Here is a 23,295-nt window from a genome sequence, read left to right as displayed (position 1 = left end):
CAATGCGTTGCAGTGCCCAGCCCTACTTCAGTGCGCTGAGCATATAAGGTAGGCTTAGAAGAAGTTGTAGACTAAGCTAACTGCAGTTTCTGTGTCTAGTTTTTCAACGTCGTCATCAACATTGGTGTTGTGATCAAGTTTGAAAGAAAGACGCATTGAAAGGTTACCGCTGATTGTAGCTGTAAGGGCTGACTCAGCACGAGATTTCGTGTTGTCAGAACCCACTTCGGTACTCACTGTTTGCGTAAATTTAGCGGTATCTGAAATTTTCCAAGAATAAGCTGATGACGCACGAACGATTACGCTGTCAAGATCCTCGCCATCCTGAGTTTCGATGAATGAGTAACCAGGACCAATTGAATACTCAAGGGTGTGGCGCTTGTTCTCAAGTACTTTTTGGTTCCAACCCGCCGCAATAGTTGATTGGTAATTAAAGTTACTAAAGCGGTCGTCTTCATATGAAGCGAAGCCGAATAAACGGTTATCAGGATTTTCTAGTTTGTAGTTACCCTGGGCTGAACCAAAGAACTTCTGTGCAGAAGTAAACTCGATATCTTCTTGCTCGCCTGCATCATTTTCTTGTTGAACAGTTTCCTGTTTGTACAGACCTTTTAAAACGTAGTCGTTACTCCATTTTTCAAGCTCTTGGTGAGCCTGAATACCCGCACTGATTGACGTGGTTTCAGTGTTACCTGAAGTCGAAATAAAACCTAGTTCGCCTTCCATTGTAAAAGGCTTAACTTCATCGTCTTGAGCGAAAGCGGCTGGAGAAAGAGAAATTGCAACTAAAGATGCAAGCACTTGCTTTTTCATTGAACAATCCTATTGATTATCGGTCCATTCGTTGTACTCGATACCTTTTGAACTGCAAGGCGGTACAACACGAGTTTTAAAAGAGATCTGCTAGACAGTGCCGCGAGACAGCAAGCACTACAAACAATGATGCGCAGTGTACATTTTCAAAGCTCTCAGTCAATGCGAACACGGTAAAAAGCCAAAGATAACCCGTTAATTTACACTAATTGACTAAAAAAACTGATAGACCAGCGCCACGGAGGTCTCTGTGCTTAAGGCTGCAACATCTTCGGCGGTGTCTGTTTCATGGTTTAGTATGAAGGATAACTTCATCGCCAGTGAACCGAATACGTTGGCTGAAAGCGAAGTTTCTGACCGCGATTTCATATTTTCTTCACCCGCCTCAGTGCTAACAAACTGCCTTAACTTGGCACCTGAGCTCCAGTGGTATTTGTATTCGGCGGACGCTCTTACAATGATGCCATCGTTGACTACGCTTTCATTATCTTCTTCAGCTTCAATAAAACTGTAGCCAGGACCAATGCTATAGCGAAACTCACTGTCTTCACTGCGCCAGAGGCGCTGAGACCAGCCCGCTGCCAGCGAAGCACGATGATCGTAACCGGTAAATTGATCGTCTTCGTAATCACCGTACATAAAAAGACGGCGACCAGGATTCATGAGTTTATAGTCGAACTGCGCGCTGGTGAAAAAGCGCTGGGCGCTGATGTCTCGCTCTGTTGTCGGCGTGCCACTTTCTTTATAGAGCAACTCGGCGAAGTAGATACTGCTCCAATTTTCCGTTTCATGGTCAGCATTGACCGCGGCTTTCACACTGGCAGCTGAGGTGTTTCCGGTGTTTACAAGTACACCTAGTTCACCGTCTAGCGTAAAACGAGGAATTTCGTCATCGGTGTCGGGCGTGAAATCTGCGTGATAGAGGGTTTGTATAAGATCCCTCGCACTTGCGTGCACACACACGCAGCAACAAACAATGCCAACAACAATGCTTGGCCGGAAGATTTTTTTGAACATAATCTGATTTACGTTGAGCTTTATAGTTTTTAGATTACGTCTTAGTACGACGCTTGTTATACCAATCCTCTGGATGAGCTTTACTACATTTTGCTAATTATCAGTAAAGTAACGGAGTTGTTGCACCGAAAGCTCAGTGAATAAGCGACACAATTTTTGCCGTTTCTTGTTCGGCGTATTCAATTGAATTACTTATCACTTCCATGTTGAGACTTACTGTATTGGCTATCTCAGGGGTAAAAAGTTCAATGTCAGCGTAACTTTCTTTATTTAACTGACTTACCGTAATTCGATTTGCTAAACACAGGACGCAGATATCTACATCAGATTTATGTTTAGCTTCATCATTCATGAACGTTACCGGATAGTACAACCCAATAGGTAAGCACCAATTTTCTAGTATGATACCGCTGCATTGAGCAAACGTAAAACCGAAATGCTCCAACTGATTAACGTGAGGCAACACGTTCGTCTCAGCATTCAGGTATGACTGGTAGCGTTTAGTTTCTTTCTTGGCCACGACCAGCTCACTTAAGTTTTGCAATATACCCATTACAAAGAAGCGTTCTGCTCCGCGCACGTTAAGTCTCATCGCAAGACTTTTGGCCACCATGCCGCAATACACTGATGCATACCAATGTTTGTCTAAATTTATTAACTTAGTATCAAAGCGTTTAAATGCTGTGCTGGCAGTTTCTGCAATTACCAAGTTATACAGGGCTTCGCCTCCAATCACACTGATTGCTTTGGCAACAGATTCTACTTGAGAAGGAAACCGAAACAGCGAGCTATTTGCCAGCCTTAGTACCTTCGCGGTAAGAGAGGGATCAGCACTAATAAGCTCGCCAATATCCTCGGCGCTGGAACGGGAATCGTCTAATGTTGAACGCAGGCGCACGCATATATCCGGTAACGTAAATGATTTCGCGGCATACGAAACATACTTATCTAACGACATCTAGAAACTCTCAGTCTACTTTTTACAAACTCAAGGCCGCTTATTCTGAACTTGGCGGATCATCAAACAGCGTGAACTGCCCAATTGATTCCCCCAGCTCTTTTTGCTGTTGCTTGCGAGCGCGCGTCAGCACCGCTTTTTTGCGCCGAGCACAGGCGCTGATTATTTTACGTTTAGTTTCATCATCAACCTTAAGCCAGTACAGGCGCTCGTCGCGACTTCGATAGCACCCTTTACAGAAACCCCTTGGACCTGACTCACACACACCAATGCATGGGCTTGGAATTTCAAAAAACTCCAGCTGTTGGGATTGTGATTTTTGTTCCGTCATGTCAGTGGCATAACCTTCAAAAGGTGAAACGAATACCACTTAGGCTGCATTTTCAAGCAAGCAACAGTGGCCACGCTTTAGCTTTATCAATATAAATTAAAACGCATACTCCAACATCTAGCCACTAGACATTAGCAGTAAGGCATTCCAATCATCTAAGCCACGCTGCTTTAAAACTAAGCAATTCGACTCGCAGGCCTTTTCGATATGACAAAGCATAGCACGAAATACGGCCTGTTGACTGCTATACCATGTTCGAAAGCCTGATGCGCTAGTCGATAAGTGTGTATTCGATAGTAGAAACCACGCGCACTTTCTTTATATGTGGATGATGACTGTCGCGACTAGAAATACTGAACTGCCCTTGGTTAGCGCGCTTAATTTTGCCCAAAGTACTTTTTGAATCTTTGGCAAATTTTTCCGCAACCTCTCTCGCATTGAGCGTAGCTTCTTCAATCATTTCCGGCTTTACTTCGTTTAAGCGGGTAAATACATAGTCGGGCTGAGCGCGGTAGCTTTGGTCTGATAATACAATACCAGTTTTAATTAACTCCCCAATTTGCTGCCTAAGCGCTCGCACCTTTTCAACATCATTTGAAAAGACAGTAACGGTTTGAATGGCACTGTAGCGAAATGGCGCTTTTTCACTACTTCCATATTGTTGTGCCAATTTGTCATTTATTTCTGGCTTTCCAATAGTAATGCTTTCTGCTGAAATGCCCTTCTCTTCTAAAAAGTTAGCTACCTGAAGGCTATTCTTTTCAATATGTTCATACAGTTGAGGTAAGTCATTGCCCGCGTCGACAAATTGAATAGGCCAAATAACCTGATCAGCAATGTATTCTCGCTCTGACAATCCTTTTACGGTTACTACTCTATCCCACGTTTGCATATCGTTCATGGCAGAAGACACCTGAACACCAAGCAAAGACACAGCAACCACCATGCCCATCGCCATTACTATCGCCGCACCTATTTTCATTCGAATCTCCATTCTTTCTGTTTTCAACAGGATACAAGCGAATATAAGCTTTTCGGTTTCACAAAACGAGATAAAAGCTGACCAATGGTGGCAAAAAAAAGGCCACTCAAATGAGTGGCCTAAAGAGCCCCTTAAGAGGGCAACGCTTGGGTAGACGGGAGAGTTAACCTTTACGCTGTATCAGGTAATAAAATACCGGAGTTAAGATAAGTCCAAATACGGTAACACCAATCATGCCTGAGAATACTGCCACACCCATGGCCTGACGCATTTCAGAGCCGGCACCGGTTGATACCGCCATTGGCAGCACACCCATGATGAAAGCAATGGATGTCATTAGTATTGGACGAAGACGTAAGCGACTGGCTTCTTTAATGGCTGAAAGCGCGTCCATCCCCTTGTCTTGTAACTCTTTTGCAAACTCGACAATAAGAATAGCGTTCTTCGTTGCAAGGCCAACCAATACAATCAAACCTATTTGGGTAAAAACATTGTTGTCGCCGCCATAAACTTGCACACCAATAAGCGCGCTCAGCAAGGTCATGGGAACGATCAATATGATTGCCAGTGGCAAACGCAGGCTTTCGTATTGCGCAGCCAGAACTAAGAACACTAAAAGCACAACTAATGGGAATACAAACGTTGATGCATTACCCGCTAATATTTGCTGATAGGTGATCTCAGTCCACTCGTAAGTCATGCCAAGTGGTAACGTTTCAGCCAGTATTTCTTCAATAGCGGCCTTCGCTTGGTCAGAAGAATAGCCTGGCGCTGCTGCACCGTTTATTTCAGCGGTGACGTATCCGTTATAGTGCATAACACGGTCAGGGCCTGCACTGTGCTCAATGTTCAAGAATGAGCCAAGCGGGATCATCTCACCTTGTGCATTACGCACTTTAAACTGGGTAATGTTCTCAATATCCTGACGATATTGAGCATCAGCTTGTACATTTACTTGGTAAGTTCTACCGAACAAGTTGAAGTCGTTCACGTATAACGAACCTAAGTAGCCCTGCATGGTGGTAAACAAGGTATCGATGTTTACACCTTGGCTTACCGCTTTTTCACGGTCTACATCCACATCGAGCTGAGGTACAGCAACAGTGAAGCTAGTGAATGCATCGGTAAGCGCTGGGTGTGCCCACGCTTTGCCAATCACTTCTTGCGTTACACGCTCAAGTTCTTCAAAGCCCAGGTTTCCTCTGTCTTCAACCTGTAAACGGAAACCACCAATCGTGCCTAACCCCATTACTGGTGGCGGCGGGAATATTGCCACAAAGGCACCTTTTATAGACCCAAAGTTCTGGTTAAGCTGTGCAGCAATGGCGCCACCAGATAGATCAGGCGTCGTTCTTTTATCAAAGTCAGTCAGGGTTGCAAACAACACACCTGAGCTTGGACTATTGGTAAACCCGTTAATATTCAAGCCAGGGAATGCAATTGCATCTTCAACACCAGGGTGTTCCATAGCAATACGAGACATTTCACGGATCACTTCTTCAGTTCTGTCTAAGCTTGCTGCATTAGGCAGTTGAGCAAAGGCGACCAGATACTGCTTATCTTGCGGAGGAACATAGCCTGTTGGTGTATTGGCAAACTGGAAGTAAGTGAGCCCTAGCAGACCCGCGTAAAGCACCATGATGATACTGCTCTTACGGATAAGCCCACCCACAGCACCAGTGTAGCGCTTTGAATTACGGTCAAAGAAACGGTTAAACGGTGAAAATACAAAGCGGCCAAACACTTTATCCATTAAACGGGTTAACCAGTCATTCGCTTTACCGTGAGGTTTCAATAGTAATGCAGATAATGCAGGGCTAAGCGTTAACGAGTTAATTGCAGAAATTACCGTAGAGATAGTAATTGTTAGCGCAAACTGCTTATAGAACTGACCGGTAAGACCGCTCATGAAAGCAGTAGGTACGAATACCGCAGCAAGTACCAGTGTTGTGGCAATGATAGGACCGGTTACTTCTTTCATTGCTTGTACGGTGGCTTCAAACGGCGCTTTGCCTTCAGAGATATTACGCTCTACGTTTTCAACAACAACGATGGCGTCGTCCACAACAATACCGATTGCCAACACTAGACCAAACAGCGACAGTGCATTCAGCGAGAAGCCCATTAGCTGCATAAAGGCGAACGTTCCCACAAGTGAAATAGGCACTGCAACGAGTGGGATAATAGACGCACGCCATGTTTGTAAGAACAGCACAACAACAAGTACAACTAACAATACAGCTTCAAGAAGTGTACTAATTACCGCTTCAATTGAACCGCGAACAAATACGGTAGGGTCATAGGCAATTTCGTATTCAAGGCCTTCAGGGAACGCCTTAGACAGTTCCGCCATACGAGCGCGAACGTCATCTGAAATTTGGATTGCATTAGAGCCTGGTGCTTGGAAAACCGGCACCGCTGCCGCAGGGTTATTGTTAATAAGTGAACGCAGTGCATAAAACTCTGAACCTAGTTCGATACGAGCAACGTCTTTAAGACGGGTTATTTCACCATTCTCACCCGACTTAACAATAATATTTTCAAATTCGGCTTCATCTTTTAAACGGCCGCGCACATTGATAAGCAGCTGAAATTCGCTGGTACCCGTAGGCTGTGCACCTAGGCTACCTGCCGCCGCTTGCTGGTTTTGGTCGGCAATAGCTGCTGCCACATCGCCAGGGTTTAACTGGAGCGCAGCCAGTTTGTTAGGGTCTAACCATACTCGCATGCTGAATTCACCAGCACCGAACAGGCGCACTTGCCCAACGCCATTGATTCGCGCTAGCTCGTCTTTAACAAACTGATCAGCATAGTTTGAAAGATAAAGCATGTCATAACGATTATCAGGCGACGTCAGGTGCACTACCATGGTTAAATCTGGTGACGATTTTTCAGTTACCACACCTAAGCGCTGCACTTCTTGAGGTAAACGCGGTGTCGCGCGATTTACACGGTTTTGTACCAACGTCGTGGCTTCATCTGGATCCGTACCAATGGCAAACGTAATTGTTAGCGTCATACGGCCATCACTGGTTGCCTGTGATGACATATACAGCATGTTTTCAACACCGTTAATTTCTTGTTCTAGCGGCGTTGCAACTGTTTCGGCGATAACTTCTGGGTTTGCACCGGGATAATTCGCAGTTACCACCACGGTAGGCGGCACTACTTCTGGGTATTCAGTGATAGGTAGTTGCCAGACAGCAATTGCACCACCTATAAAAATAAGTAGGGAAAGCACGCCCGCAAAAATCGGGCGGCTAATGAAAAACTGCGAAATGTTCATTACTTAAGACCTGCTGTTGCTGTACCTGTGGCAAATGAACCACCAGATAAAACATCCTCATACTGCGCCATGTTTTGGGTTACTTGTGTTGCATTATCAACACGTGACTGCCAGCTAGATAAATTTGCCAAAGCATCTTCATCACCCATAGGCACTTCGTTAGCGGCAACTTGGGCACCAGGGCGAACGCGCTGTAAGCCATCAACCACAATGGTGTCGTTTACGTTCAAGCCGCTTGTGATGATGCGCATGCTTCCCACTTTGTCGCCTAGCTTAACCGCACGGTATTCCACTTTACTTTCGTCGTTTACAACCAGTACAAACTTATTATTAAGATCTGTGCCGATAGCTTTTTCTTTAATAAGAATGCCCTGTTCATCGGTGTCACCTGCCAATTTTAAGTGTGCAAATAATCCCGGAATTAAGCGACCTTCTTCATTATTGAATACGGCGCGAACGCGAAGTGTGCCGGTGCTACCGTTAACCTGGTTGTCGATAAAATCAATTTGACCCCAGTGGTTATAATCAGACTCGTTAGCAAGGCGCATCGCTACTGGCTGCTCGCTCACTGCTGTTGAAGCCGCTGATTTATCGGTTAGATAGTTTAGGTAGGTCTGCTCATCAATATCGAAATACGCATATAAACGGTCGGTCGATACGATGCGAGTCAACTCTGTTTGTCCTGCGGTAACAAAGTTACCTTCAGTAATGTTTGCGCGAGAAATACGTCCAGAAATAGGTGCTTCAACACGAGCAAAGCCTCGATTTAGGCGCGCTACTTCAAGTGCGGCTTGCGTTTGGTTTAAGCTTGCAAGCGCTTGGTTTTTCTCAGCTAAACGGGCATCAAGAACTTCTTCAGAAACCGCCTGGGTTTTACGAAGTTTAAAAGCACGACTATAGTTTTGCTCAGCCAACTGAACGCGACTTTTGGCTTCTTCAAGCTGTGCAGTCAATCGATCAACTTCTGCTTTAAACGTGCGGTTATCAATTAAGAATAGGGTTTGCCCTTGTTCGACATATTCGCCTTCGTCAAATGCAACAAAGTCAATGTAGCCCGACACGCGAGGGCGAAGCGCTACAATTTGTGGAGACTCTAAACGGCCTGTAAAATTATCCCACTCGGTTAAACGCTGAGACACTACCGTTGCCACATCAACTGGAACACCAGCATTTGTGCCAGCGCTCATTGATTGACTCGGATCCTGCTCGTCACCACCACATGCAGCGACAAGCGCAGTTAGGCTTACTATTGCCAATAGACGGGTAAAAGTTTTCATTGCAAGATTCTCTTAAAAATTAAACTAAAGTTTGATGCTGTGCATTATGTATCGCCACCAACAATAAAAATAATTATCTTTTTATATGCAACACATCATATGATATTATATATTGAAAATCGGGCTGACAGAGACAACCGCTTTTAAAGATTTAGAAGAGTGGTTTCGCAGAGAAAATGAGAATAACCGTATAAAAAGCGAGAGCTTAGGGAAATCAACGGTTACAGCGATACAGTGTACCAGTGTCGCTCGTCGCATTCATTTGGAAAATAAATGCTTTTAGCTATAACCTATAACTAAACTATGTCAGTTAAATTACATAGCCAAAAAAGAAGTAAATGGCAGCTTTTTTCATTGTTCGATAGGTGAAAGTAGATTGTCCGCAATAGACACCGGAGACAACCATGCGTCCACATGATTTAAATTTATTGATGATTTTTGATGCCATCATGACCGAGGGTGCAATTACCCGCGCAGCTGACAGGCTGTCGATGACGCAACCTGCGGTATCTAACGCACTTTCTCGTATGCGCACAGCTTGGAAAGATGAACTGTTCGTTAAAGACGGCCGTGGTATTCAGCCTACCTCATTTGCTAAAAATTTATGGAGTCAGATTCAGGGCCCTTTAGGCGAACTCGAAGTCGCCGTTAACCCAACTGACTTTAACCCTGCAACAGCTAAGCGTACCTTTCGTATAGCTGCAACTGACAGCATCGTTTCTATGGTGTGGGGGCCGCTACGCAAAGTGATTGAGAATGAAGCGCCAGGTATTAACATCCATGCCATTCCTAATTACGACATGGAAACCGACAAAATACTCAAGGACGCTGAAGCAGAGCTCACTTTCTCTAAATATCAGAAGCCTGGCTCTGTTATTCATGCCGAACATGTTCTCGACCCAAGCTGGGTTGTGGTAATGCGCCCCGATCATCCATTAGCAAAATCTCAATTGACTTTAGAAGACTTTGTCGCGGCTGATCATCTTCTGGTTTCTGTTACAGGCGATGTGACTGGCCCTACAGATCAGGTGTTGGCGAATTTAGGCCTTAAACGCCGCGTGGCAATGTCAGTAAACCAGTTTTATAACGCTACACCGTTATTAAAAGAGAGCAACCTTATTTGTGTAGCACCGTCTTTGGTAATGGAAAAAGAAATTTTCTCAGGGGAACTGGCGGTATTTGAAACGCCAATAGAAATTGTCAGCTCTCCGCTATCTGTGATGTGGCACAAACGTCAGGATCAAGACGCCGGTTTACAGTGGCTTAGAGGACTCGTAGTTAGATTTATTCGCGAGCGTGTACAACGTCATGAAATGCTGCTCTCTCAATGCTGTAGAAAAGCCTATTGCGCCGAAACGGTTAAGCGCTTTATGGACCAGCGCAATATGGACTGCGAAGAATTTACGCCAGCGCATTTGAAAACGCCCAGCAATGATGAAATGGACAAAAGACTCGACACTGTAGCGGTTGGAAAAGAAACGGCTTAATACCAGTTTGCTTAGACAACTACCCACTCGGCGAGACTTAACATGTTCGTCATTGCGTTGTGCTATCGCAGGTAAAGTGGTTCTAAAACATTCAAAGCCCTAATAAAAAAACCGCTCAAAGAGCGGCTTTTTCTTAGTTCGAACAAAGAAGCTAATTTACTTCTTTTTCTTTGCTTTCGGGTTTGGTAGGTCAGTAATACTTCCTTCGAAGATTTCAGACGCAAGACCAATTGATTCGTTAAGCGTTGGGTGAGCATGGATAGTCAATGCTACGTCTTCAGCATCAGCACCCATCTCAATAGCTAGGCCGATTTCGCCAAGCATTTCGCCCGCGTTGGTACCTACCATAGCACCACCGATTACGCGGCCCGTTTCTTTTTCGAAAATCATCTTAGTCATACCGTTAGTTGCATCAGATGCAATTGCACGGCCTGAAGCAGCCCATGGGAACGTTGCTGTTTCATAGCTTACGCCCTGCTCTTTCGCTTCTTTTTCAGTTAGACCAACCCAAGCAACTTCTGGCTCAGTGTACGCTACTGAAGGAATAGCACGTGGGTCGAAGTAATGCTTCTGTCCAGCAATAACTTCTGCAGCAACGTGACCTTCGTGAACCGCTTTGTGCGCAAGCATTGGCTGACCTACAAGGTCACCGATTGCGAAGATGTGGTCAACGTTAGTACGCATTTGCTTATCAACGTTGATGAAGCCACGCTCGTCAACGTTTACGCCAGCTGCATCTGCGCCAACTAGCTTACCGTTTGGCTTACGACCAACAGCAACAAGTACTTTGTCGTAGCGCACTGGCTCAGCAGGTGCGTTCTTACCTTCAAATGTTACGTACAAGCCATCGTCTTTTGCTTCAACCGCAGTCACTTTGGTTTCAAGCATGATGTTAAACTTGTCTTTGTAGTCTTTCATGAACACTTTCATGATGTCTTTGTCAGCTGCTGGAATTAGCTGATCTAAGAATTCAACTACATCAATGTTCGAGCCAAGTGCTTCGTACACAGTACCCATTTCTAGACCGATGATACCACCGCCTAGTACTAGCATTTTCTCTGGAATGTCTTTCATTTCCAGTGCGCCAGTTGAGTCGATTACACGATCATCTTCTGGGATGAACGGTAGGCTTACTGGCTCAGAACCCGCAGCGATAATCGCTTTCTCGAAAGTAATAGTAGTAACGTCGTCACCATTTTTTACTTCTAGGGTGTTTGCGCCTGTAAATTTACCGAAGCCTTGTACATGCTTGGTTTTACGCATTTTAGACATACCGCTAAGGCCATTTGTCAATTGCTTAACAACGCCGTCTTTGTATTCGCGGATTTTATCTAAATCGATGGTAGGCTCGCCAAACGATACACCGTGACTAGCAAGGTGCTTCGCTTCTTTCATCACTTTAGCAACGTGAAGAAGGGCTTTTGAAGGGATACAGCCAACGTTAAGACAAACACCACCAAGCGTGTCGCGTGAGTCTACGATAACTGTTTCAATACCTAAGTCAGCCGCACGGAATGCTGCTGAATAACCGCCAGGGCCGCCGCCCAGTACCACCAATTGCGTTTTAATTTCGCTCATTGTGAACCTCAATCCTGTTCTTGTAGGGTCATGCTATTACTTTTGTGTAATAGCATAACCTAAATGCCACCAAATGGGCTTATAAAATCGTCGAAAATGTTACTGATATTGTAAACTTTTTCGACCTTTTATTTAAAGTATGATTCTGCGTAAGTCAGTTAGGTTTGCAGCAACCTCAGTAGAGAATCTTGCACCTACCGCACCATCGATGACTCGGTGGTCGTATGACAGGCTTAGCGGCACCATTAAGCGCGGCTCAAACTCTTTACCATTCCACTTAGGCTTCATCTCAGACTTAGACACACCTAATATGGCGACTTCTGGTGCATTTACAATAGGCGTAAACGCCGTGCCACCAATACCACCTAGACTAGAGATGGTGAACGTTCCACCCTGCATGTCAGCCGCTTTAAGCTTGCCTTCACGGGCTTTCTTAGATGTTTCAATAAGCTCTTGAGACAGCTGCTCAATACCTTTCTTATTCACGTCACGAATAACAGGTACAACAAGGCCTCCCGGTGTTTCAACCGCAATACCAATGTTGATAAACTTCTTAATGATTAAGCTCTCGCCGTCGTCAGACAGTGATGAGTTGAATACTTCGTATTTCTCAAGCGCTTTCGCTACCGCTTTCATAACGAATACTAGTGGTGTGATCTTAAGACCAGACTTAATTTTCGCGTGGTAAGCGTTTTGCTCTTTACGGAATTCTTCAACTTCAGTGATATCTGCTTCGTCGAACTGCGTAACGTGCGGGATAGTCGCCCAGTTACGGTGTAAAAACGGTCCAGAGATCTTTTGAATTCGAGAAAGCTTTTGTTCTTCAATCTCGCCAAACTTGCTGTGATCAACAGGCTTAACCGGAACGATTTGAAGTACGTTGTCGCCCACAGGAGCACTGCCTGAAGCTGCTGCTGTGCGAGGTTTCGCAAGCTCAGCTTTCACATAGGCTTGAACGTCTTCTTTCAAGATACGGTTTTTAGGACCAGAGCCGTTAACTTGAGTAAGGTCTACACCAAACTCACGAGCAATACGGCGAACCGAAGGAGAAGCATGTGCTTTACCTGTATTCTTGGCTTCTGGCGCTGGAGGCACAGGAGAGCGACCTTGCGAGGCTTCCTGCTGTGACCCTTGTTGAGTCTCGTCTCGCTGTGAGTCTTGTTTAGTCTCTTCTTGCTTAGGCGCTTCAGCAGGCTTTTCAGCTGCACTTGAAGACGAGCCACCGCTGGTCTCAAGCTTAACAACCAAGGTGCCTTGCTTAACTTTGTCACCCGCTTTAATAAAGACTTCTTTAATCGTACCTGCATGTGTTGACGGCACATCCATGGTCGCTTTATCAGTTTCTAGCGTGATAAGACCGTCTTCTTTTTCAACGGTATCGCCAGCTGATACAAGTACATCGATAACGTCAACTTCACCGTCTTCACCAATATCTGGTACAGCAACTTCGATAGTCTCGCTACCGGCAGACGCCGCTGGCGCTGACTCTTGCTTTGCACTTTCCTGTGCAGCCGGTGCAGACGCTTCAGAAGAAGCATCGCTAGACGCCGATTCACTTGAAGACGAGCCTGAACCCGCTACTTCAAGCTTAATAACAACCGTACCTTCTTTCACTTTATCGCCAGTACTGATGAATACTTCTTTCACCGTACCTACGTGTGTTGAAGGAACGTCCATGGTTGCTTTATCGGTTTCAAGGGTAATTAGCCCATCTTCTTTTTCAATGGTGTCGCCCACTGAAACCAATACGTCGATTACGTCTACTTCGTCGTCAGAACCGATATCCGGTACTGCAACTTCAATCACTTCGCTGCTGCCAGACGCAGCTGGCGCTGCTTCTGACTTGCTTTCGTCTTTTGGTGCTTCTTGCTTAGGTGCATCTTCTTTAGAAGATTCGTCTGAAGCGTTTTCTTCAGACGCGCCTTCATCGGCACTGTCACCATTGGCAACTTTCATTTCACCAATCACATCGCCTTCTTTGATTTTATCGCCTACTGATACAGACAGGCTAACAATCTCACCTTCAAACGGTGCTGGGATGTCCATTGACGCCTTGTCACTTTCAACAGTAACAACGCCTTCATCAGCCTCAATGTTGTCGCCTACGGCAACACATAGCTCGATAACTTCAACTTCGTCACCGCCTACGTCGGGTACGATAATCTTTTGAATATCTGACATATGTAAAATACCTTATCTGGCTTACGCGTAAAGTGGGTTAAGTTTTTCAGCGTTAATTTCAAAACGCTTAATGGCTTCTGCTACCACTTTCTTCTCAACGTCACCGCGCTGAGCCAATTCGTAAAGTGATGCCACCACAATGTATGACGCATTAACTTCAAAGTGAGTACGCAAGTTTTCACGGCTATCGCTTCGACCGAAACCGTCTGTACCTAGGCAGCGGTATTCAGTTTCGATGAACGCACGTACTTGGTCTGAGTAGTTCTTCACATAGTCAGTGGCAGAAATCGCAGGACCTGCATCTTTCGTGATTACCTGACCTATGTAAGGTACTTTTTGCTCAGCTTCTGGGTTTAGCATGTTCCAGCGTGCAACGTCTTGACCTTCACGCGCTAGCTCGTTGAACGAGGTCACTGAGTAAACGTCAGATGATACGTTGTAGTCGTCACAAAGAATTTGTGCCGCTTTACGCACTTCGTTCAAGATAGTGCCTGAGCCCATTAGCTGAACATTCAGCTTAGACTTGTCATTTTCAACACGCTCAAGCTTGTAGATACCTTTAATGATTTGCTCAGCAACATCATCACCTTCTGGCATTGCAGGGTGCTGATAGTTCTCGTTCATCAACGTTAGGTAATAGAAGATATTCTCGTTATTACCGTACATGCGACGTAGACCGTCTTGAACGATAACTGCTACTTCGTAACCATACGTTGGGTCGTAAGTAATACAGTTAGGAATTAGGTTCGCTTGAACATGTGAGTGGCCGTCTTGGTGCTGTAGACCTTCACCGTTAAGTGTGGTTCTACCCGCAGTTGCGCCTAAAAGGAAACCACGTGCTTGGCTATCGCCTGCTGCCCATGCCAAGTCACCAACACGTTGGAAACCAAACATCGAGTAGTAGATGTAGAACGGAATAGTGGTAGCGTTACACGTTGAGTAAGACGTACCCGACGCAACCCACGATGCCATTGCACCTAGCTCGTTAATACCTTCTTGTAATACCTGACCTTTCTTATCTTCGCGATAGTAAGCGACTTGGTCGGCATCTTGAGGTACGTATTTCTGGCCTTCATTGGCGTAAATACCTACCTGACGGAACAAGCCTTCCATACCGAATGTACGGGCTTCATCAGGAATAATTGGCACAATACGCTTACCAATTTTCTTATCTTTCAATAGCGCGTTAAGTACACGTACAAACGTCATGGTTGACGATACTTGACGGTCACCTGAACCTTTTAAGATGGCGTCGAATGCACTTAGCTCAGGAATTTCAAGCTGTTCTTCAGCCTGTTCACGACGAGAAGGCAAGTAACCGCCTAGAGCTTCACGACGCTCGCGAAGGTACTTCATTTCTTCGCTGTCTTCGTCAAATTTGAAGTATGGCAGGTCAGCAATTTTCTCGTCTGCTACAGGAATATTGAAACGATCGCGGAACGCTTTGATTGAATCAACGTCCATTTTCTTAACGTTGTGCGCTACGTTTTGTGCTTCGCCTGATGCACCTAGACCGAAACCTTTAACCGTTTTAGCAAGGATTACCGTTGGACGACCTTTCGTATCAATGGCTTTTTGGTAAGCCGCGAATACTTTAACTGGATCGTGACCACCTCGGTTCAAGCGCCAGATGTCGTCGTCAGACATGTTCGCTACAAGTGCCGCTGTTTCAGGATACTTGTTGAAGAAGTTTTCACGGGTGTACTTGCCGCCTTTGGCTTTACAGTTTTGGTATTCACCGTCTACCGTTTCGCCCATAAGCTGGATAAGCTTGCCAGATTTATCACGAGCCAGTAGCTCATCCCAGTAGCTACCCCAAATAACTTTCACAACTTCCCAGCCAGCGCCGCGGAATGTGCCTTCAAGTTCTTGGATAATTTTGCCGTTACCACGTACCGGGCCGTCTAGACGTTGAAGGTTACAGTTGATAACAAACGTTAGGTTGTCTAGGCCTTCACGAGAAGCAAGACCAATTGCACCCAAGCTTTCTGGCTCATCACACTCACCGTCACCCATGTAGCAGTAAACGCGCTGACCTGAACAGTCTTTGATACCACGGTTAGTTAGGTACTTAAGGAAGCGCGCTGTGTAGATAGCTTGAAGTGGACCAAGACCCATAGATACGGTTGGGAATTGCCAGTAGTCTTTCATCAAGTGAGGGTGTGGGTAAGACGACAGACCATCGCCAGCACACTCTTGACGGAAGTTGTTTAACTGCTCTTCAGTTAAGTTGCCTTCCATATATGAGCGCGCATAAATACCTGGAGAAATATGGCCCTGAGCGAAAATAAAGTCGCCGCCTTGGTTCTCGTTAGGCGCTTTGAAGAAGTGGTTAAAGCCAACATCGTAAAGCATAGCCGATGATGCGAAGCTACCAATGTGGCCACCAAGCTCTAGGTCTTTTTTAGATGCACGCAATACAATCATCAATGCGTTCCAACGAATTGCCGCACGGATGCGCGCTTCGATGGTCAAGTCACCAGGCATTTTTGGCTCTTGCGCTGCTGGGATAGTATTGATGTAGGCAGTAGTTGCGTCATACGGTAGATGCGCTCCGCTGCGACGTGCTTTATCAATAAGTTTTTCGAGTAAATAATGGGCGCGTTCTACGCCTTCCTCTTCTAAAACCGACTCAAGCGCATCAATCCACTCTTTAGTTTCTTGAGGATCTACATCTTGGTGCATCATATCAGACATGGTGCCATCCTATTTTTTGCTTATATAGAAAATCCTCCCTTAGCATTGCCTCTACTCTTAAAGGCGCTAAAAGAAGGAAAACTAAATTACGTTGTACTCACAGTGACCCAATCTGGCTCACCTGCTTTTGCAGTGGCACAGGAAAAACCTGACCGGCCTCTGCGAATGAATAGCTATCTAGCCCTTATCTTATAAAAGGTCAGACTAGTAACTAAATCTCTAATCGTCGCAATGCGCGCTGTACGCGGGTATCGCGTTGATTAATGGTTAATAGCGTTTTTTCAATAAACGCCAAATGCGTATTACATGCCTGACGCGCAGCTTCAGGGTCGCGAGAAGCAATGGCTTCTACAATTTCACGACGCTGCTTAGCAATGTCTTCCACCGCTTCAGGGTGCGCTGCCAACATGTCAAAGTTTCGTTCAATATTGTCCACCAGCATGCTTTGCATGGTGCTCATTACGTGCAACAACACCATATTGTGTGATGCTCTTGCCATAATGATATAAAACTGTCCTAGCGCCTCAGCTTGGGCACGCTTGCTTTCGTGAGCTTGAGGCGTAGGTACGTCGTTCAGCGCTTGCTTCAATGCGTTGTAATCTTCAGGTTGACCACGAAGTGCCGCGTAGTACGCCGCCATCCCTTCAAGCGCATGACGAAATTCAAGCAAATCAAATTGAGTTTCAGGACGCTGGCTAACTAAGTCCATTAGGGGGTCTGTCATGGCTGAGTTAAGGTTGCGGTTAACAAACGTACCGCCGCCTTGCTTACGTTCTACCAACCCACGTGCCTGTAAATTACCAATGGCTTCCCTAAGCGAAGGTCGCGATACATCAAATTCAAGCGCAAGCTCTCTCTCTGGCGGTAATTTCTGACCAGCCAATAACGTACCGTCGAGTATCATTGACTCGAGTTGCTCGGTAATCACATCAGAGAGTTTTTTTCGCTGCTGCCGCATGCGCGCTACGTATCCTTTTATTTAAAACCTGCTCTATAACAATAGCGACGTTATAAGAGCGGTGAATGTAAAAAATAATCGTGGAATATTTAATCACAAACACAATTGGTAATACCATTTTACCTATCTAGTTTAAGGCAGATCGATTTCGAGGTAAATACTCACAAGCATAGCAAAGCATTTACCTTTTGCTGGGTGTTAAGCTTTATTGTTGAATTTGTTAAGAAAAATCAGTAACCGCAAACTGGTCTGATGAGGAAGGGGGAATGCAGTAATAGGGGCAAAGCGCCTGATCTACATACAATTAATAAATAGACCAAACGCCCTTCTAAGCCAAGTAGGCTAGTAAATGTTAAAAATAATGACTATGCAAGACTGCCTACAAGCGTGAGCGCTGATGTTATTACAAGAAGAAAAATAACATTACGTTTTGCTAACTTCACAAGCACCTTCGGTTCTATTGCTGCATTTTCAGCCTGCAACTGCTGTTCATCAGGCGTTAGAATCTCAGCTTTCGAAGAAATTTGTGTAAGCACATCGTATGCAGGTACATCGAACTGAAGTGCATACTTAATCCACTCAGGCAACGCTCGTGAGAAATGTCCCATCATCAACATGCCAAAAGCGGTAACGCGAACAGGAATATAATCGAGCGCAAACATCAATCTTCCCGCAGCGGCTTTTAAAGGGTGATTTGCATCACACAATGCCTCGGTTGTGCTTCGACTCAAGCTATAAAACAGCGCGCCAGGTGCACCAAAAGCAATAAACCACAGCATCACAGCGGCATAGTGTTGATAGTTAAGCCAGGTAAGGTGTTGGCCAAAAGTTTTGCCTTCTGTACCCGCACTTCCGTCACTGTCTGTTTGACTTGCACAATGCCCTAGTTGGTCGGTGTACATACTGCACGCCTGAAGGTCACCTCGATCAGCAGCATTCAAAAAACTCTTGTAGACGGCTCGCAATGCAGGGCAGCCAATACAGATGAACAAAATTATGCTTTGCTCTATAAACGTAAGAAATGCACCAAGTACCCAGTATTCAATTGCTCCCAGCAATACTGCGGGAAGTAAAAGATAGAAATAAAGTGCTGTGGATGAGGCCTTTTTACTCCCCTCCTCACCTTCATTTCCTTCTTGAAACTTAATCAACCCTTTATCTTGAAGAAAAGCACGATATTGAGCGGCATACTTTTCAATATGCCAATTAGGTGTTTTTGTTATCAACCGCTCGAGGCTGAGAACTAATAGCAAGCTCATTAACATCATAGGTATTGAGTTTCCTTTTTTCTGCAGTGCGGATTAGTTAAATTATTTAAACCCAGCAACGCGCATTCTATATCTTGCCCAATCGAAAGCTGCACCAGGGTCAGTTTTTCGCCCTGGTGCTATATCATTATGGCCTACGATACGCCCTAAAGTGATCCGAGGATAGTATCTCGTAATAAAATCAGTGAGTTCGCCAAGGGCTTGGTACTGTGCATCGGTGTAAGGCAACGTATCAGTACCTTCAAGTTCAATACCTATAGCATAGTCGTTACAGCGGCTGCGGCCTTGAAATGAAGACAGGCCCGCGTGCCATGCCCGCTGTTCAAAGGGCACAAATTGCTCTATTTCACCCGTTCGATAAATTACACAATGAGCAGAGACCCGTAACCCAGCAATTTCTCTATAGAAAGGATGTTCATCAGGATTGATGGTTCCGGTAAACAATTGGCGAATGCCCGGCGTACCAAACTGTGAAGGAGGTAGTGAAATATTGTGTATCACTAACAGGCTAACGTCTGCGCTGTCAGGACGGGCATCATAATGCGGACTTGCTGTGTACTTTGCTTCGTTGTAAAGCACCATAGTATTTGCTTCGATAATTGATTTTCTGCGTTATAGCCTACATTGTATATGGATATAAGTGTATAGGGCTATACATTGCATTCTAATAAGCTAATCAGCACGTTAGTCCTTTGCTTAAGAGATTACGCCGAGTATTTAGCAATACGAAAAGCGGTGCACCACTATTATAAGAAAGGTAGAAGCATGAATGAACAACAAGACCCGACAGCGTCAACGGGTAAATGGATGGTTGCGCTTGCTTGGATTTGCGGTTTTGGTCTACTGGTTTTTGTTTTCTCAGATCTTTTAGAAAAACAAATTAACCCAAATAGCGAACCAACATCAGAGCGTATTGGTTCACAAACCGAAGTCCGACTTAAGCAAAATCGCCAAGGTCACTATGTGACAACAGGTTATATTAATGGTGAGGAAGTCGTATTTCTTGTTGATACGGGTGCCACTGACGTAGCCGTTCCCGCTCATTTGGCTAATAAGCTTCAACTCAAAGCGGGTCGAGAAGGGTTAGCCAGCACAGCTAACGGCGTTGTAAGAGTTGCCGAATCGACCATTGAAACTTTGCGCATTGGCGAAATCGTGGTGCGCGATGTAAAAGCAAACTTAAACCCCGGTATGCAAGATGACCATATATTGCTGGGAATGAGTGTTCTTCGCCAATTAGAGTTTACTCAGCGCGGAGAATGGTTAATATTGCGTACCCTTTAAATACACAGATAGCATAGATCATAGCGATGAAGATGACATCACCAGACATGCAAGCGATTCGAGAGCAAGTATCGAACGCGCTTATTGAAGATCTTGGCGGCGAATTAAATGCTGCAAACGACATTACGGCGAACCTGATAGATGAAAGCGTTAACGCAAAAGCCACTATTATTACGCGAGAGCCTTGCGTGGTTTGTGGAATCGCATGGGCAAACCAAGCATTTGCACTAATCGACGAGTCGGTGTCGCTAACGTGGCATGTAAAAGATGGTGACAAAGTTGATGCCAACACCGTACTGGTTAGTTTGGAAGGCTCTGCTCGCGCGATATTGACGGCAGAACGTACGGCGCTTAACTTCCTACAAACCCTGTCGGCAACCGCCACTGTTACTGCCTTTTACGCTAAGTATTTAGATGGCTCCGACACTAAAATTCTCGATACCCGCAAAACGTTGCCAGGTTTGCGGCACGCACAGAAATACGCGGTGCGTTGTGGTGGTGGTCAAAACCATCGTGTGGGTTTGTTCGATGCATTCTTAATTAAGGAAAACCACATATTTTCTTGCGGAAACATCGAAAAAGCCGTAAGCCGAGCGAAAACAATGATGCCGGGCAAGCCCGTTGAAGTAGAAGTAGAGAACTTAACCGAGCTTGAACAAGCCCTTAGTGCAGGTGCCGACATTGTCATGCTGGATAATTTTTCTAACGAACAGATCCAACAGGCAGTAGCGCTCAACAAAGGTCAATGTAAACTGGAAGTATCAGGAAACATTACTGATGAACGACTGGCGTCTCTCGCTAAGCTAGGCGTAGATTACATTTCATCTGGTGCCTTAACTAAACACGTTCAGGCCATTGATTTGTCGCTGCGCATTAATTTGTCATAGCAGAGCAAGAAAGATAAAGAGCCAATTTAAAAGCTGTAAAGGTGGATTTAACATTAGGTAAGCGAATGTGTTGCTTATCCCCTTGTACTTCCACCTTTATAACGCGGCTTCTTTGTTGCACGTGTTTTATTATAAAGATACAGTGTTTCAGTGAAATTTACGTTATCGCAATTATCACTTTCCTATACTGTGGCTTTAATTACTGAGACCTTAATGGTTTAGGTTACACAGTGATTTTAAATCACCGAGTAGATGTATAATTTACAATACGGTTACTCGTCATTCTGTTCAGTCATTTCTCGATAATGCTTTTTGTGTATAGATAGACATACGCACTTAAGTCATTAACTTTTATACGAAAGTTCAAGTGATAAAGCCTGCCAAGGCGCGGCGAACCGTGTCATACTGAAAAAGCTAGACATAGGTATATTTGCCTATACTTGTCAGTAACAAATAAAATTCTATACTGAGTATCAAGTACCAGGGGCGTTAAATGGACGACTCGGGTATAAACGTCAATTTGAATTAGATTTAAACTTTACGTGTTATACACGTCCCGGAGAAAAACCATGATGAACATGAATACTAAAAACCAAAAAGGTTTCACCCTAATCGAACTAATGATTGTTGTTGCAATCATCGGTATCCTTGCAGCAATCGCACTTCCTGCTTACCAAAACTACACGCAAAAAGCGAAGTTTACAGAAGTAACTAACGCAACTGCGGCAGCAAAAACTGCTGTAGAGATTTGCGCACAAACTGTTGACGCTACGCTTGCAGCTTGTGACGGCGGTACAAGCGGTGTTCCAGCAGACGTAACACAATCTGCTACTGCAGTTGGCGTTACAACACTAAATGGTGTAATCGAAGCTGAAGCTTCTGGTAACTCAGGTGTGACAGATGGCACAGACCCAGCTACTTATACACTTACTCCTACAGTGGCTGACGGCCGTGTTACTTGGGCTGCGGCATGCGTACCAACTACACTTTGCTAATCATAAGTGCATAGAACAATAAAAGAAAAACCCAGTGTTGTAACTGGGTTTTTTTGTTTAACCTCAGTTCGGATATTATAAAATGGCTAAGGCGGCTTCGGTATTCACATGGCAGGGAAAGGATCGACACGGCCAAGCCCGTAAAGGCGAAATTTCCGCTACATCGCTCTCAGAAGCAAAAAACCTACTTCGACGCCAAGGCATTTCCGCAAATAAGGTAAAGAAGCTTGCTAAGCCCCTTTTCGGCGGTGCCCAGAAGATCAAACTTTCAGATATTTCCGTTATATCTCGGCAAATCGCCACTATGCTTGCCGCTGGCGTAACGCTAATTCAATCTTTAGAAATGATTGCACAAGGTCACGCCAATTCTTCGATGCGCAAACTTCTAGGTGAAATAACCGATGAGGTAAAAGCAGGTAATCCATTGTCATCTGCTTTAAGAAAACACCCTTTGTATTTTGACGATTTATATTGCGACTTGGTTTACACCGGTGAGCAGTCGGGCGCACTTGAAACCATTTATGACCGCATCGCGACCTACAAAGAGAAAGCCGAAGCACTAAAATCAAAAATCAAAAAAGCGATGTTTTACCCTATCGCAGTTTTGGTTGTTGCTTTTATTGTTACGACCATCCTTCTTATATTTGTTGTGCCGCAGTTTGAAGAAATTTTCAGCAGCTTCGGGGCAGAACTTCCCGCTTTCACCCAGTTCGTATTGGCTATTTCCCGATTCGTCCAAGACTTCGGTATTTTTATTGCCATAGGAATTGGTGTTGCAGGCTTTATGTTTATGCGCACCTATAAGCGAAGCCAGAAGCTACGTGACTCGCTAGACCGCAACATTTTAAAAATTCCTGTTATCGGCGAAATTCTAAAAAAAGCCAGTATTGCGCGATTTACCCGAACCTTAGCCACGACCTTTGCAGCAGGTGTGCCGCTTATTGGCGCACTAGAATCCGCTGCCGGAGCTTCAGGCAACGCAGTATACCGCGAAGCCATTTTATACATGCGTAAAGAAGTGGCGGGCGGTATGCCAATGCATGTTGCGATGCGCGCTACACAAGTATTCCCTGACATGGTGACGCAGATGATTGCCATTGGTGAGGAGTCGGGCGCGGTTGATGAAATGCTTAGTAAAATTGCCACCATATATGAAGCTGAAGTAGATGATATGGTAGACGGTTTAACCAGCCTACTAGAACCAATGATCATGGCCGTACTTGGCGTGGTAATCGGCGGCTTGATTGTGGCTATGTACCTCCCTATATTCCAGATGGGTAACGTGGTATAACGTGG

At 45.0% G+C, this 23,295-nt stretch carries 18 protein-coding genes; 5 read left to right on the top strand and 13 right to left on the bottom strand.

Features of this window, described 5'->3' with window-relative positions; translation table 11 throughout:
* Positions 1-54: 54 nt before the first annotated feature.
* From MHM87_RS08690 to MHM87_RS08660, 7 genes are all read right to left on the bottom strand, one after another.
* Positions 55-813 (bottom strand): DUF481 domain-containing protein, encoded by a 759-nt coding sequence (locus MHM87_RS08690; RefSeq protein ID WP_014950387.1) that lies wholly within the window; start codon positions 811-813, stop codon positions 55-57.
* 213 nt (positions 814-1,026) lie between these two features.
* On the bottom strand, positions 1,027-1,830 hold the full coding sequence (locus tag MHM87_RS08685) for a DUF481 domain-containing protein (RefSeq protein ID WP_110288254.1): 804 nt from the start codon (positions 1,828-1,830) through the stop codon (positions 1,027-1,029).
* A 133-nt stretch (positions 1,831-1,963) separates the two neighbouring features.
* Positions 1,964-2,788 carry an HDOD domain-containing protein gene (locus tag MHM87_RS08680; RefSeq protein ID WP_239258637.1) on the bottom strand — a complete coding sequence of 275 codons (825 nt, stop codon included), beginning with the start codon at positions 2,786-2,788 and terminating at the stop codon, positions 1,964-1,966.
* A gap of 40 nt (positions 2,789-2,828) precedes the next feature.
* A complete protein-coding gene (locus MHM87_RS08675; RefSeq protein WP_239258635.1) occupies positions 2,829-3,119 on the bottom strand; it encodes a DUF1289 domain-containing protein in 291 nt (96 codons plus the stop codon).
* Positions 3,120-3,390: 271 nt separating this feature from the next.
* Positions 3,391-4,101, bottom strand: coding sequence for an SIMPL domain-containing protein (locus MHM87_RS08670; protein WP_239258633.1), 711 nt, complete (start codon positions 4,099-4,101; stop codon positions 3,391-3,393).
* Positions 4,102-4,264: 163 nt separating this feature from the next.
* A complete protein-coding gene (locus MHM87_RS08665) occupies positions 4,265-7,387 on the bottom strand; it encodes a multidrug efflux RND transporter permease subunit (protein WP_239258631.1) in 3,123 nt (1,040 codons plus the stop codon).
* Positions 7,387-8,664, bottom strand: coding sequence for an efflux RND transporter periplasmic adaptor subunit (locus MHM87_RS08660; RefSeq protein WP_168462675.1), 1,278 nt, complete (start codon positions 8,662-8,664; stop codon positions 7,387-7,389). Before MHM87_RS08660 ends, MHM87_RS08665 begins: the two co-directional genes overlap by 1 nt.
* A gap of 404 nt (positions 8,665-9,068) precedes the next feature.
* On the opposite strand from MHM87_RS08660, the gene MHM87_RS08655 reads away from it, so the two are divergent.
* Positions 9,069-10,151 carry a LysR family transcriptional regulator gene (locus MHM87_RS08655; RefSeq protein ID WP_239258629.1) on the top strand — a complete coding sequence of 361 codons (1,083 nt, stop codon included), beginning with the start codon at positions 9,069-9,071 and terminating at the stop codon, positions 10,149-10,151.
* 156 nt (positions 10,152-10,307) lie between these two features.
* Here MHM87_RS08655 and lpdA read toward each other — a convergent pair whose 3' ends face one another.
* The 6 genes from lpdA to ampD all read right to left on the bottom strand — a co-directional run bounded on the left by lpdA (position 10,308) and on the right by ampD (position 19,415).
* On the bottom strand, positions 10,308-11,729 hold the full coding sequence (gene lpdA, locus MHM87_RS08650; protein WP_014950394.1) for a dihydrolipoyl dehydrogenase: 1,422 nt from the start codon (positions 11,727-11,729) through the stop codon (positions 10,308-10,310).
* Between the two features lie 132 nt (positions 11,730-11,861).
* On the bottom strand, positions 11,862-13,910 hold the full coding sequence (gene aceF, locus MHM87_RS08645; protein ID WP_239258627.1) for a pyruvate dehydrogenase complex dihydrolipoyllysine-residue acetyltransferase: 2,049 nt from the start codon (positions 13,908-13,910) through the stop codon (positions 11,862-11,864).
* Positions 13,911-13,931: 21 nt separating this feature from the next.
* Entirely contained in the window at positions 13,932-16,607 is a 2,676-nt protein-coding gene (gene aceE, locus MHM87_RS08640; RefSeq protein WP_039228012.1) for a pyruvate dehydrogenase (acetyl-transferring), homodimeric type, read from the bottom strand.
* Positions 16,608-16,818: 211 nt separating this feature from the next.
* Positions 16,819-17,565, bottom strand: coding sequence for a pyruvate dehydrogenase complex transcriptional repressor PdhR (pdhR, locus tag MHM87_RS08635; RefSeq protein ID WP_239258625.1), 747 nt, complete (start codon positions 17,563-17,565; stop codon positions 16,819-16,821).
* A gap of 365 nt (positions 17,566-17,930) precedes the next feature.
* Positions 17,931-18,833 (bottom strand): beta-lactamase regulator AmpE, encoded by a 903-nt coding sequence (gene ampE, locus MHM87_RS08630; protein ID WP_239258623.1) that lies wholly within the window; start codon positions 18,831-18,833, stop codon positions 17,931-17,933.
* A gap of 42 nt (positions 18,834-18,875) precedes the next feature.
* Complete coding sequence (gene ampD, locus MHM87_RS08625) at positions 18,876-19,415, bottom strand: 1,6-anhydro-N-acetylmuramyl-L-alanine amidase AmpD (protein WP_239258621.1); 540 nt, start codon at positions 19,413-19,415, stop codon at positions 18,876-18,878.
* A gap of 183 nt (positions 19,416-19,598) precedes the next feature.
* On the opposite strand from ampD, the gene MHM87_RS08620 reads away from it, so the two are divergent.
* The 4 genes from MHM87_RS08620 to MHM87_RS08605 all read left to right on the top strand — a co-directional run bounded on the left by MHM87_RS08620 (position 19,599) and on the right by MHM87_RS08605 (position 23,290).
* Positions 19,599-20,117 carry a TIGR02281 family clan AA aspartic protease gene (locus MHM87_RS08620; RefSeq protein WP_014950400.1) on the top strand — a complete coding sequence of 173 codons (519 nt, stop codon included), beginning with the start codon at positions 19,599-19,601 and terminating at the stop codon, positions 20,115-20,117.
* Positions 20,118-20,149: 32 nt separating this feature from the next.
* Positions 20,150-21,004, top strand: a complete 855-nt coding sequence (gene nadC / locus MHM87_RS08615) for a carboxylating nicotinate-nucleotide diphosphorylase (RefSeq protein WP_239245346.1) — start codon at positions 20,150-20,152, stop codon at positions 21,002-21,004.
* A 569-nt stretch (positions 21,005-21,573) separates the two neighbouring features.
* On the top strand, positions 21,574-21,999 hold the full coding sequence (locus MHM87_RS08610) for a prepilin-type N-terminal cleavage/methylation domain-containing protein (protein ID WP_275443375.1): 426 nt from the start codon (positions 21,574-21,576) through the stop codon (positions 21,997-21,999).
* 82 nt (positions 22,000-22,081) lie between these two features.
* Positions 22,082-23,290: a type II secretion system F family protein gene (locus tag MHM87_RS08605; protein ID WP_239258619.1), complete on the top strand. Its 1,209-nt coding sequence runs from the start codon at positions 22,082-22,084 to the stop codon at positions 23,288-23,290.
* The last annotated feature ends 5 nt before the right edge of the window (positions 23,291-23,295 follow it).

The sequence above is a fragment of the Alteromonas sp. Cnat3-28 genome, assembly GCF_022348265.1.
In the GTDB taxonomy this organism is placed as follows: Bacteria; Pseudomonadota; Gammaproteobacteria; order Enterobacterales; family Alteromonadaceae; genus Alteromonas; species Alteromonas macleodii.
The sequence above is the reverse complement of the archived record's forward strand: the minus strand, read 5'-3'. Positions and strand labels throughout refer to the sequence as shown.